The 12,525-nt window shown below is 69.7% G+C and carries 11 protein-coding genes; 10 read left to right on the top strand and 1 reads right to left on the bottom strand.

The genetic code is table 11. The annotated features are described in order from the left end of the window. Positions 1–2: 2 nt before the first annotated feature. The 7 genes from M8I34_RS13365 to M8I34_RS13335 all read left to right on the top strand — a co-directional run bounded on the left by M8I34_RS13365 (position 3) and on the right by M8I34_RS13335 (position 7,522). Positions 3–356 (top strand): DUF4233 domain-containing protein, encoded by a 354-nt coding sequence (locus tag M8I34_RS13365; RefSeq protein ID WP_250049674.1) that lies wholly within the window; start codon positions 3–5, stop codon positions 354–356. Between the two features lie 136 nt (positions 357–492). After that, positions 493–906: a nucleoside-diphosphate kinase gene (gene ndk, locus M8I34_RS13360; RefSeq protein ID WP_250049673.1), complete on the top strand. Its 414-nt coding sequence runs from the start codon at positions 493–495 to the stop codon at positions 904–906. 294 nt (positions 907–1,200) lie between these two features. Then, positions 1,201–2,220: a rod shape-determining protein gene (locus M8I34_RS13355; protein ID WP_003985182.1), complete on the top strand. Its 1,020-nt coding sequence runs from the start codon at positions 1,201–1,203 to the stop codon at positions 2,218–2,220. Positions 2,221–2,462: 242 nt separating this feature from the next. Further along, entirely contained in the window at positions 2,463–3,395 is a 933-nt protein-coding gene (mreC, locus tag M8I34_RS13350) for a rod shape-determining protein MreC (protein ID WP_250049672.1), read from the top strand. 3 nt (positions 3,396–3,398) lie between these two features. Beyond that, positions 3,399–4,112 carry a rod shape-determining protein MreD gene (mreD, locus tag M8I34_RS13345; RefSeq protein WP_244414799.1) on the top strand — a complete coding sequence of 238 codons (714 nt, stop codon included), beginning with the start codon at positions 3,399–3,401 and terminating at the stop codon, positions 4,110–4,112. A 48-nt stretch (positions 4,113–4,160) separates the two neighbouring features. Further along, positions 4,161–6,311, top strand: a complete 2,151-nt coding sequence (mrdA, locus tag M8I34_RS13340) for a penicillin-binding protein 2 (protein ID WP_250049671.1) — start codon at positions 4,161–4,163, stop codon at positions 6,309–6,311. Next, positions 6,308–7,522, top strand: a complete 1,215-nt coding sequence (locus tag M8I34_RS13335; RefSeq protein ID WP_250049670.1) for an FtsW/RodA/SpoVE family cell cycle protein — start codon at positions 6,308–6,310, stop codon at positions 7,520–7,522. Before mrdA ends, M8I34_RS13335 begins: the two co-directional genes overlap by 4 nt. 7 nt (positions 7,523–7,529) lie before the next feature. On the opposite strand, the gene M8I34_RS13330 is transcribed toward M8I34_RS13335, so the two are convergent. Further along, positions 7,530–7,976: an ATP-binding protein gene (locus M8I34_RS13330; protein WP_250049669.1), complete on the bottom strand. Its 447-nt coding sequence runs from the start codon at positions 7,974–7,976 to the stop codon at positions 7,530–7,532. A 180-nt stretch (positions 7,977–8,156) separates the two neighbouring features. On the opposite strand from M8I34_RS13330, the gene M8I34_RS13325 reads away from it, so the two are divergent. The 3 genes from M8I34_RS13325 to M8I34_RS13315 all read left to right on the top strand — a co-directional run bounded on the left by M8I34_RS13325 (position 8,157) and on the right by M8I34_RS13315 (position 12,478). After that, positions 8,157–9,830, top strand: a complete 1,674-nt coding sequence (locus tag M8I34_RS13325) for a CYTH and CHAD domain-containing protein (RefSeq protein WP_250049668.1) — start codon at positions 8,157–8,159, stop codon at positions 9,828–9,830. Positions 9,831–9,906: 76 nt separating this feature from the next. Further along, positions 9,907–11,829, top strand: coding sequence for a TIGR03960 family B12-binding radical SAM protein (locus M8I34_RS13320; protein ID WP_250049667.1), 1,923 nt, complete (start codon positions 9,907–9,909; stop codon positions 11,827–11,829). A 79-nt stretch (positions 11,830–11,908) separates the two neighbouring features. Then, entirely contained in the window at positions 11,909–12,478 is a 570-nt protein-coding gene (locus tag M8I34_RS13315) for a GNAT family N-acetyltransferase (protein WP_250049666.1), read from the top strand. The last annotated feature ends 47 nt before the right edge of the window (positions 12,479–12,525 follow it).

Here is a 12,525-nt window from a genome sequence, read left to right as displayed (position 1 = left end):
CCATGCGCACGCTGTGTGCCGGCACCCTGATAGGCGAATTCTTCGTGATCGGCTTCGCCGGCCTGGTCGCGATGCAGATGACCGAACTGCCGGCGGCCACGATCTGGACGGTCAGCGGGATCGCGATGCTGCTGAGCATCCTGCTGTGCGGGATGCTGACCCGTCCGGGTGGCGTCCAGCTCGGCTGGGTGCTTCAGATCGCGCTGATCGCCAGCGGTTTCGTGGTCCCGACGATGTTCTTCCTCGGTGGGATCTTCGCGGCCCTGTGGTGGGCGTCGGTCCACTTCGGCCGCAAGATCGATGAGGCGAAGGCCCGTTGGGCGGCGCAGGCCGAGGCGCCGGCGGAGCCCGCCTAGGAAGCCTGCCGCCGCCCGGTCCCGGCGAGGCCCTCAGGGGCACGTCAGAGGCCGGGGGCGGGCCCGCGCAGGGCCTGGTCACCCATGTAGCCTCAATGCACCCGCTGACCGTTGTTCATATCCAGGGAGTTTCTCCGTGAGCCAGCGCACCCTCGTCCTCCTCAAGCCTGACGCCGTCACGCGCGGTCTGATCGGCGAGATCATCGGCCGTATCGAGAAGAAGGCCGGCTGGACGATCAGCGCGCTGGAGCTCCGCAGCCTGGACCGCGAGATCCTCGAGCAGCACTACGCCGAGCATGTCGGCAAGCCGTTCTACGAGCCCCTGGTCACGTTCATGTCCTCCGGACCCGTGGTCTCGATGGTCATCGAGGGCGAGCGGGTGATCGAGGGCGTACGGATGCTCGCCGGTCCGACTGACCCGATTGCCGCGCCGAGTGGGTCCATTCGTGGGGACTTCGGAACGATCACCCGAGAGAATCTGATCCATGCGTCGGATTCCGAAGAGTCCGCCGAGCGCGAGATCAAGATTTTCTTCCCCGGCATTTCCTGACGCTTCATCAGCTGCACACCCCCCGTGACCAGGGGCGACCGACAAAATCATCGGTCGCCCTTTGGTGTATACGACACGATCGGGGGAACGCATCACCGCGACACGACGTCACCATTAAGGGGGGCGGGTGCGTGTACGGCTGACAATGGCGGAACAGCCTCCCGACGTGTTCGAGTGGGCGCACTACGAACTACGATGGAGGCTTCCGCGCCGCACAGCGCATCACCTCCTGCCGACCTCCAGTAAGCATTCGCTCCAGTTGGGAAGGCCAGACGTATCCTCATGGGGAACAACATGTCGTTCATCGGCCGTGACATGGCTGTCGACCTCGGGACCGCCAACACGCTGGTGTACGTCAGGGGCCGCGGCATCGTCCTCAACGAGCCGTCGGTCGTGGCCATCAACACCAACACCGGCGGCATTCTCGCGGTAGGTGCTGAGGCGAAGAAGATGATCGGGCGCACGCCCGGCAACATCGTCGCCGTACGGCCCCTGAAAGACGGCGTGATCGCCGATTTCGAGATCACCGAGCGGATGCTCCGCTACTTCATCCTCAAGATCCACAAGCGGCGCTATCTGGCCCGCCCGCGGGTCGTCGTGTGTGTCCCCTCCGGCATCACAGGAGTGGAGCGCCGCGCGGTCATCGAGGCGTCGACCCAGGCCGGTGCGCGCCAGGTGCACATCATCGAGGAGCCGATGGCCGCCGCCATCGGGTCCGGCCTGCCGGTCCACGAGGCCACCGGCAACATGGTCGTGGACATCGGCGGCGGGACGACCGAGGTTGCGGTCATCTCGCTGGGCGGCATCGTCACCGCGCAGTCCATCCGGGTGGCCGGCGATGAACTCGACAACGCGATCATCCAGCACATCAAGAAGGAGTACAGCCTTCTGCTGGGCGAGCGCACCGCCGAGAGCATCAAGATCACCATCGGTTCGGCGTACGACCTCGAACAGGACGAGCACACCGAGATCCGCGGCCGCGACCTGGTCTCCGGCCTGCCGAAGACCGTCGTCATCTCGGCCGCCGAGGTCCGCAAGGCCATCGAGGAGCCGGTCAACTCCATCGTCGACGCGGTCAAGACGACGCTCGACAAGTGCCCGCCGGAGCTGTCCGGTGACGTCATGGACCGCGGCATCGTGCTCACCGGAGGCGGCGCCCTGCTCCGCGGCCTCGACGAGCGGCTGCGCCGCGAGACCGGTATGCCCATCCACATCGCCGAGGACCCGCTCGACTCCGTCGCGCTCGGTTCCGGCAAGTGCGTCGAGGAGTTCGAGGCGCTCCAGCAGGTTCTCGACTCCCAGCCGCGCAGGTAGCAGGACCCGGGTCCCGAGCGCGCCGCGGCCGTCGAGCGGCGTCCGCGGCGTTCGGGAACCATGGCGACAGCGGCCGATCCGTCCGGCGGATCGCTGATATACAGGCACAACTTCCCGACAGACACGGTGCACTGACGCTTCACCGTCCGGCACCGTCACACAGGCACAACGCTCAACTCCCGAACGAGACCGGCGGGGCCCGCAGCCGGCCGGTCCTACGAGGAAGGACACGGCCGCCGCACGTGAGGGACACACGAGAGAGCCGGCTGCTGCTGGTGCTGCTGGTCGCGATCGCGTTCGCGCTGATCACGGTCGATATCCGCGGCGGCGAACAGTCCCCGCTCGATGGCGCCCGGCAAGCCGCCGCCTCCGCCTTCGGCCCGGTCGAAAGCGGCGTCGCCCGCGTCGTCAACCCGGTCGGCAACGCCGTCGGCGCCGTGCGGGACTCCGGCGCCCGGCACAACCGGATCAGCAAGCTGGAGCACGAGAACGAGGCGCTGAAGGCCAAGCTCGGCTCCTCCGACCGCAACCGCAACCGCGCGGCCGAGCTCGACAAGATCCTCAAGACCGCGGGCACCGGCCAGTACGGCATCAAGGGCGCCCAGGTCATCGCCATCGGCTCGGCCCAGGGCTTCTCCTGGACCGTCACCATCGACGCCGGCACCCGCGACGGCATCGCCCGCGATATGACCGTGCTCAACGGCGACGGTCTGGTCGGCCGGGTCACCACCGTCGGCACCGACACCTCCACCGTCCTGCTGGCCGCCGACCCCGACTTCACCGTCGGCACCCGCATGGAGAAGACCAACGAGATCGGCTTCGCCAACGGGCAGGGCGTCAGCTCGCTGCGCGTCCAGCTCCTCAACGGCAAGGCCAACATCAAGCGGGGCGACCGTCTGGTCACCTTCGGCTCCAGCAAGGACAAGCCGTTCGTGCCCGGCGTGCCGGTCGGCAGGGTCGTCAAGGTCGAGCCGTCCAACGGCGATCTGACGCGCAACCTCCAGGTCCGGCCCTTTGTCTCGTTCTCCCAGCTCGACATCGTCGGCGTAGTCGTCGCACCGCCCCGCCAGGACCCGCGCGACACCGTCCTGCCGCCCGCCCCCGCGAAGCCCAAGCCGACGCCGACGGTCACCGTCACGGCCACCCCCTCCGCGAGCGCTTCTCCCAGGAGCTGACCGATGCGCATCAACCGGATCCTGCTCTCGGCCCCGCTGGTGGTCGTCGCCCTCGTCATCCAGGTCACCATTCTCGCCAGACTCCAACTGCCCGGCGCCGTACCCGACCTGCTGCTGCTCGTGGTGCTCGGCCTCGCGCTGGTCTACGGCCATGTCGGCGGCGCGCTGGTCGGCTTCTTCGCCGGACTGCTGGCCGACCTCGCCCCGCCCTCCGACCACGCCATCGGCCGCTATGCGCTGGTGCTCTGCGTCATCGGCTATTGCGCGGGCCTGACCAAGCCGGAGTCGGGCCAGCACCGCTCGGCGACGCTGCCGCTGCTCGTCGTCCTCGGCGCCGCCATCGGCTCGACGCTGATGTACGCCGGCGTCGGTGCGCTGGTCGGTGACACCGCCGCCCGGCACGTCGGCATCGTCGGACTGCTGCTCAGCGCCACCCTCTACGACCTGCTGCTGGCCCCCTTCACCGTCCCGCTGGTGATGGCGCTGGCGCGCAGAACGGAAGGTGAGGCGCTGGCCGGCGACGGCTCCGGTTCGAGCGGCGCGGCCGGCCGGGATTCCGGGTACGGCTGGCTCACCACCGGCACAGGTCTCAAGGCCAGCCGTGGTGCCATGAAGTCCGTGCGTACGGGGACGGGCATCGGCAGCCAGCGCGGCAGTCTGCTCGGCAAGTCGGCCCGCGACAAGGTGGGCCGCATCAAGGGGGTCAAGCGACTGTGACGCCCTCGCTCCTTTCGACCACCACCCCTCGTGGAGGCGCTGCGCGCCATGAGTAATCTTCCGGAAACCCGGACCTCCCGGGTCAGCGTCCGGCTCATCGCGATCCAGATCCTGGTCTTCTCCCTGCTGCTCACACTCGGCGGCCGGCTCTGGTATCTACAGATCCGCAACGGCCAGGAGTACGCCACCGAGGCGAGAAACAACCACGTCCAGCAGGTCATCGAGCCCGCCACCCGCGGCTCCATCCTCGATGCGCGCGGGGTGCCGCTGGCCGACAACCAGACCCGTCTGGTCGTCTCCGCGAGCCGTACCGAGCTGCTGAAGATGAAGGACGACGGCAAGGGCGTGCTCGGCCGGCTCGCCAAGGTGCTCGGCATGTCCGAGAAGGAGATCCGCAACAAGGTCCGGCTGTGCGACGCCAAGACCCCGCAGCCCTGCTGGAACGGCTCGCCCTACCAGCCGATCCCGATCACCGACGAGGCCACCACCCAGCAGGCCCTCCAGATCCGCGAACGCTCCGAGGCCTTCCCCGGCATCAGCGCCGAGCCCACCGCCGTCCGCCGCTACGCCGCTCCCGGCGACGCCAACACCGCCCAGGTGCTCGGCTACCTCTCGCCGGTCACCGACGAGGAGATCAACAAGGCCAAGGACACCGACTCGCCGTTCCTGCGCTCCGACCAGATCGGCCGGTCCGGTCTGGAGCGTACGTACGACCGCTATCTGCGCGGCAAGGCCGCCGTCACCCGCTATGAGGTGGACAACCTCGGCCGGGTCATCGGACAGGCCAACAGCGAGAAGGGCCAGGGCGGCGCGAGCGTCGTCACCAGCATCGACGCGCGGGTGCAGGCCATAGCGGAGAAGCAGCTCGACCAGGCCATGAAGGACGCCCGTAAGGTGCACGACCGGAACACGGGCACCAACTACAAGGCCGACTCGGGCGCCGTGGTCGTGATGGAAGCCAAGACCGGCCGGGTGGTGGCGATGGCCTCCAACCCCAGCTACGACCCCAATGCCTGGGTCGGCGGGATCTCCGGCAAGGACTACGCCCACCTCACCGGCAAGGACTCCAACTACCCGCTGCTGAACCGCGCCATCCAGGGACAGGCCGCCCCCGGCTCGATCTTCAAGGTCATCTCGACCACGGCCGCGATCAACGCGGGCTACGACTTCAACGGCCACTACCCCTGCACCAGCTCGTACAGCATCGGCGGCCAGACCTTCAAGAACTTCGAGGGCGAGGGCCACGGCGACATCAGCCTGGGCCGGGCGCTGGAGGTCTCCTGCGACACCGTCTTCTACCGGCTCTCGCACGAGGAGTGGAAGAAGGACGGCGGGGACAAGCCCAAGAAGGACCCCAACGACTGGTTCTACCGGACCGCCCACCAGTTCGGTCTCGGCAAGGAGACCGGCATCGACCTCCCCAACGAGGTCACCGGCCGGGTCCCCGACCGCAAGTGGAAGAACGCCTTCTGGAAGGCCAACAAGTCCGGCTGGTGCAAGCAGGCCAAGGCCTGGCCCAAGAAGAAGGACTTCGCCACCAAGCTCGCCCGTGAGGGCTGCCTCGAAGGCATGAAGCTGCACGCCTACGACTCCATCAACTACGCCATCGGGCAGGGCGACACCCTCGTCACCCCCATCCAGATGGCGACCATCTACGGCGCGATCGCCAACGGCGGCACGCTCTACAACCCGACCGTCGGCAAGGCCATCGTCAGCCCCGACGGCAAGAAGGTGCAGCCGGTCAGGCCCACGTCGCACGGCAAGCTGCCCGACAGCCCCAAGACGCTCCGGCAGATGGACTCCGCGCTGGCCGGTGTGGCCACCCGCGGTACCGCCGCATGGCGCTTCCAGGGCTGGCCGCAGGACAAGATTCCGATGCACGCCAAGACGGGTACGGCCGAGGTCTACGGCAAGCAGACCACCTCGTGGTTCGCGACGTACACCAAGGACTACACGATCGTCATGACGATCTCCCAGGGTGGTACCGGATCCGGCGCCTCCGGTCCGGCCGTACGCAACATCTACAACGCCCTGTACGGAGTCGACGAGAAGGGCGGGATCGACCCGAAGGCCGCCCTGCTGCCGAAGCCCCAGGGCTCGCTCCCCAAGATCGAGGGTGACGGGACGATCCAGGCCCAGCCCATCAAGCCGTACGTGCCGCCGTCGCCGTCGCCGTCCGCATCGGAGAGCCCACAGTGACGACCAGCCACACCTCCCGGGCGTTCTCGATCCGGCGCTACACCCCCGAACTCGGCACCTGGGGCAAGCTGACGGCGCGTGATTCGGTGCTGCGCAAGCTGGACTGGATACTGCTGCTGTCCTGCCTGGTGCTGTCGCTGATGGGCTCGGTGCTGGTCTTCTCCGCCACCCGCAACCGCACCGAGCTCAACCACGGCGACGAGTACTACTACTTCCTGCACCATCTGCTCAATCTCGGCATCGGCCTGGCACTGGCCGCCGGCACGATCTGGCTCGGGCACCGCACCCTGCGCGGTGCGGTCCCGATCCTCTACGCGCTGTCGGTCGTGCTGGCACTGCTGGTGCTGACGCCGCTGGGCGCCACCATCAACGGCTCGCGTTCCTGGCTGGCGATCCCCGGCGGTTTCTCGCTCCAGCCCGCCGAGTTCGCGAAGATCACCATCACGCTCGGCATGGCGATGATCCTGGCGTCCCGGGTCGACGCGGGCGACCGCCCGCACCCCGGCCACCGCACCGTCGTCCAGGCCCTCGCCCTGGCCGCCGTCCCGGTCGCCGTGATCATGCTGATGCCCGACCTCGGCTCGGTCATGGTGCTCGGCGCCGTCATCCTCGGCGTGCTGCTCTCCTCCGGCGCCTCCAACCGCTGGATCCTCGGCCTGGGCGGCACCGGCGTCGTCGGCTGTGTGGCCGTCTGGCAGCTCGGCATGCTCGACGCCTACCAGATCGCCCGGTTCGCCGCGTTCGCCAACCCGAGCCTCGACCCGGCCGGTGTCGGCTACAACACCAACCAGGCCCGGATCGCGATCGGCGGCGGCGGGCTGACCGGTTCGGGTCTCTTCCACGGCAGCCAGACCACCGGACAGTTCGTCCCCGAACAGCAGACGGACTTCATCTTCACCGTCGCCGGTGAGGAGCTCGGCTTCCTGGGCGCGGGCCTGATCATCGTCCTGCTCGGTGTCGTCCTGTGGCGGGCCTGCCGGATCGCCCGGGAGTCCACCGAGCTCTACGGCACGGTCGTCGCCGCCGGCATCATCGCGTGGTTCGCCTTCCAGGCCTTCGAGAACGTCGGTATGACCCTCGGCATCATGCCCGTCACCGGCCTTCCCCTGCCGTTCGTCTCCTACGGCGGCACATCCATGTTCGCGGTCTGGATCGCGATCGGGCTGCTCCAGTCCATCCGGGTACAGCGCCCGCTGTCGGCCTCGCGCTGACGCCGCGTCACGGGGCGAGGTGCAGCTCGAACCAGAGCGAGGCGGACCGGGGCAGGCCCTCGAACGGCGTCGTGCCCCAGTCGTCGGCGAGCCGACCGGTCAGCAGCATCCCGTAGTCGGCGGCCTGCTCACCGGCCGTCGGCGCCGGCCGCGGAATCCGGGCCGGCGCCTCGTCGTGCACGCTGATCCGCAGTCCGTGCCCGGCGGTCAGCATCCGCAGCAGGATGTCCGCCGACCGCGGCGTCCGCAGATGGGAGCGGGTCACCGCCTCCGAGGTGAGCAGTACCGCGGTGTCGGTGAGCGGGGCGAGGCCCGTGCGGCGCAGGACGGCACGGACGAAATCGCGGGCGGCCTTCGGGGTCGTGGGGGTGCTCGGTGCGGTCAGGACATAGGGGCGGGCGCCTGCCGAGAGGCGGAGGGGTGTCCGGGTGGCGGGTGCGGCTGGGGGGTGCACGGGTGTCTCCCTCCCCGAAGGGGCCGAGTGAGCGCCGATTGCACTCTGCGTATTCATCTCGTCACACACCGTAAGTCACGCCGTGGGGCGCGTGCCACCCTCTGCTCCGGATCCCGCCATGCGGCAGCTCCCGTGGGCGGGCGGGTGGTCGCGGCCGGGATGGGTGGCTAGCCTCGATGCATGGCGGAAACCGTGCGAGAAATCGAACGCAAGTACGACATCGACGATGATGCGCAGCTGCCCGATCTGGCCGGTATCGACCGGGTCGCCACCGTGGTGGAAGCCGGCGTCGAAGACCTTGACGCCCTCTACTACGACACCGCCGGCCACCGCCTCGCCGCCGATGGCATCACGCTGCGCCGCCGCACCGGCGGCAAGGACGCGGGCTGGCATCTGAAGCTGCCGGTCGCGCCGGGGGTGCGGGACGAGGTGCGGGCGCCGTTGTCCGATGCGCCGCCTCCGGAACTGACCGCCCTCGTCCGGTCGCGGGTGCTGGACCAGGAGCTGGTTCCCGTCGTACGGCTGCGGACGCGGCGCACGGTGCACCTCCTGAAGGACGCCGCGGGGGTGCCGCTCGCCGAGGTGGCGGTGGACGAGGTGCGGGCGCAGCGGGCGGGCAAGGCCGCGAGGAAGGCGGAACTGCCGCCGGGGCCCGCCGAGGCCCGCTGGTGCGAGATCGAGGTGGAGCTGACCGGGGGCGGCGACACCGCGCTGCTGGACGAGGTCGGCAGGGCGCTGGTCGCCTCGGGCGCGCGCCCCGCCGCGGCGCAGTCGAAGCTGGCGCGGGCGCTGGCGGAGACGGGGGCGGCGCGCGACCGGCCCGCGGCGGACGACGCCGGGCCGGGCGGGCGCCGTGCCGAAGGCTCCGGAAAGCGCGGGGGGAAGGGCGGCGGAGGGAAGGGCAAGGGCGCCGGGAAGAAGGCCGCGACCCGGAAGGAGGCCGGGAAGAAGGCCGGGAAGAAGAAGGGGTGCACGGCCGGGGACGTGGTGCTCCGCTACGTCCGTGAGCAGGTTCGGGTGATCATCGAACTGGATCCGGCGGTACGGCGGGACCTGCCCGACTCGGTGCACCAGATGCGGGTCGCCACCCGTCGGCTGCGCAGCGCCTTCCGCTCGTACACCAGGGTGCTCGACCGCGCCGCCACCCAGCCCGTCGGTCTCGAACTCAAGTGGCTGGCAGCGGAGTTGGGGGTGGACCGGGACCGCGAGGTGCTGACCGCGCGGCTGCGGAAGGCGCTGGCCGACGTGCCCCCGACGCTCCGGCTGGGACCGGTGGACGCCCGGCTGCGCATCTGGGCCGAGCGGCGCCGGGCCGGCTCGCGGAAGGAGGTGCTCGCCGTACTGGACGGGCCTCGCTACCTGTCGCTGCTGAAGACGCTGCACGCCCTCCTGGAGGAGCCGCCGCTGCGCCCGGCAGCCGCCCGGCCGGCGCCCCAGCTGGTGTCCAAAGCCGTGCTGAAGGACTACCGGCGGCTGGCCCGCCGTGTGGAGGCCGCGCTGGCCGCACCGGCCGGGCGGGAGCGGGACGAGGCGCTGCACGGTGCCCGCAAGGCCGCCAAGCGGACGCGGTACGCGGCGGAGGCCTCCCGTCCGGCGCTCGGCCCGCCGGCGAAGAAGTTCGCCAAGCGGATCAAGCGGGTGCAGCAGCTGCTGGGCGACCACCAGGACAGCGTGGTGGCGCGCGGCGCACTGCGCGAACTGGCGACCCAGGCACACCAGGCCGGTGAGGGCGGCTTCACCTTCGGTCTGCTCCACGGGCGCGAGGAGGCCCTGGCGGCCGACCGGGAACGGGAGCTGCCGGGCCGGTGGAAGAAGGCCTCGCGGCGCAAGCACCGGGCCGCGTTCCGGCGGTGAGAGCACTGTGCGAGGGGGCGGCCCCCCGAGCGGTTACGCTTGAGAGTCGCCCCCTGCCAGCTCACAAAGGTTCGAGATGTCTGCCGAGTCGGTCTTCCCGCAGCTCGAGGCCCTGCTCCCGCATGTGCAGAAGCCCATTCAGTACGTCGGCGGTGAGCTGAACTCCACCGTCAAGGACTGGGACTCCTGTGACGTGCGGTGGTCGCTCATGTACCCGGACGCCTACGAGGTCGGTCTGCCCAACCAGGGCGTCATGATCCTCTACGAGGTCCTCAACGAGCGCGAGGGCGTGCTGGCCGAGCGCACGTACAGCGTGTGGCCGGACCTCGAAGCGCTGATGCGTGAGCATCACGTCCCGCAGTTCACGGTCGACGCGCACCGCCCCGTCGGCGCCTTCGACGTCCTCGGTGTCTCCTTCTCGACCGAGCTGGGGTACACCAACCTCCTCACCGCCCTGGACCTCGCCGGTATTCCGATGCTGTCCAAGGACCGTACGGAGGACCACCCGATCGTCCTCGCCGGCGGCCACGCGGCCTTCAACCCCGAGCCGGTCGCGGACTTCCTGGACTGCGCGGTCGTGGGAGACGGCGAGCAGGCGGTGCTGGAGATCACCGAGATCATCCGCGCCTGGAAGGCCGAGGACCGGCCCGGCGGGCGCGATGAGCTCCTCTTCCGCCTGGCGAGGACCGGCAGCGTCTACGTCCCCAAGTTCTACGACGTCGAGTACCTGGCCGACGGGCGGATCTCCCGCGTCGTGCCGAACCGCTCCGGCGTCCCGTGGCGGGTCTCCAAGCACACCGTCATGGACCTGGACGAGTGGCCCTACCCCAAGCAGCCGCTCGTCCCCCTGGCCGAGACCGTCCATGAGCGGATGTCGGTCGAGATCTTCCGTGGCTGCACCCGCGGCTGCCGTTTCTGCCAGGCCGGCATGATCACGCGCCCCGTACGGGAGCGAAGCATCACCGGCATCGGCGACATGGTGGACAAGGGGCTGAAGGCCACGGGATTCGAGGAGGTCGGCCTGTTGTCGCTGTCCTCCGCGGACCACACCGAGATCGGCGACCTCGCGAAGGGCCTCGCCGACCGGTACGAGGAAGACAAGATCGGTCTGTCGCTGCCGTCGACCCGTGTCGACGCCTTCAACGTCGATCTTGCCAACGAGCTGACGCGCAACGGCCGTCGCTCCGGTCTGACCTTCGCGCCCGAGGGCGGCTCGGAGCGGATGCGCAAGGTCATCAACAAGATGGTCTCCGAAGAGGACCTGATCAGGACCGTCTCCACGGCCTACGGCAACGGCTGGCGGCAGGTGAAGCTCTACTTCATGTGCGGTCTGCCGACCGAGACCGACGAGGACGTGCTCCAGATCGGCGACATGGCGGTCAAGGTCATCGCCGAGGGCCGCAAGGCCTCCGGGCAGAACGACATCCGCTGCACGGTCTCCATCGGCGGCTTCGTCCCCAAGCCGCACACCCCCTTCCAGTGGGCGCCGCAGCTGTCGGCGGAGGAGACGGACGCCCGTCTCGAAAAGCTCCGGGACAAGATCCGCGGCGACAAGAAGTACGGCCGCTCGATCGGCTTCCGCTACCACGACGGCAAGCCCGGCATCGTCGAAGGCCTGCTCTCGCGCGGCGACCGCCGCGTCGGTTCGGTCATCCGCGCCGTCTACGAGGGCGGCGGCCGCTTCGACGGCTGGCGCGAGCACTTCTCCTACGACCGCTGGATGAAGGCCGCCGAGGAGACGCTGCCCGACTTCGGCGTGGACGTCGCCTGGTACACCACCCGGGAGCGGGAGTACGAAGAGGTCCTGCCCTGGGACCACCTGGACTCCGGCCTCGACAAGGACTGGCTCTGGGAGGACTGGCAGGACTCGCTCGACGAGACCGAGGTCGAGGACTGCCGCTGGACCCCGTGCTTCGACTGCGGCGTCTGCCCGCAGATGGACACCGAGATCCAGATCGGCCCGACCGGCAAGAAGCTGCTCCCCCTGTCCGTCAAGTAGCGCCTGCACCACGCCTCTTCGGCCCGGCCTCCGCACCCTGCGGGGGCCGGGCCGTGGCATGCTCCGGCACAATGAGGCGATGGCACCGCAGCTCATCGCCCCCACCGTCGCCGTCCATGCCTCGTTCCTCGCCGCGATGGACGAATTCCGTGCCGACGGTGCGGAGTCCGCCCCGCACTCCACCCTGGCCGGCGAGCTGACGACGTGGCACAGCCGCTGGCCGACCGCCGAAGGCTTCGCCGAGTACGTCGAACTGGCCGGCGGCGTCATGAGCAACACACGCGCCGACGGTGTGGTCCCCATGACCACCCGCTGGTGGGTGGACGGCGACACCTACCTGGGGCGGTGCACCTTCCGCCACCACCTCACCCCGTCCCTCCTCAACTGGGGCGGCCACCTCGGGTACGGCGTACGCCCCGGTGCCCGCCGCCGGGGCCACGCCACCGCGATCCTGCGCGCCGCGCTGCCGATCGCCCATCACGAGCTGGGCATCGACCCGGTGTTGGTGACCTGCGACGACACCAACACCGGCTCACGTAAGGTCATCGAGGCCTGCGGCGGGATCTTCGAGGACCAGCGGGACGAGAAGCTGCGCTACTGGATCCCCGCGGCGACCGCCGCCGGACAGCAGCCGCACCGGCCCGCCTGAGGCGCCGGGGCAGGGCAGTACGTACCAGGACAGCAGTACAGGGGGAC

Source organism: Streptomyces sp. MCA2 (assembly GCF_023544705.1).
GTDB lineage: Bacteria > Actinomycetota > Actinomycetes > Streptomycetales > Streptomycetaceae > Streptomyces > Streptomyces decoyicus.
This window is presented reverse-complemented; position numbering and strand designations above follow the sequence as displayed.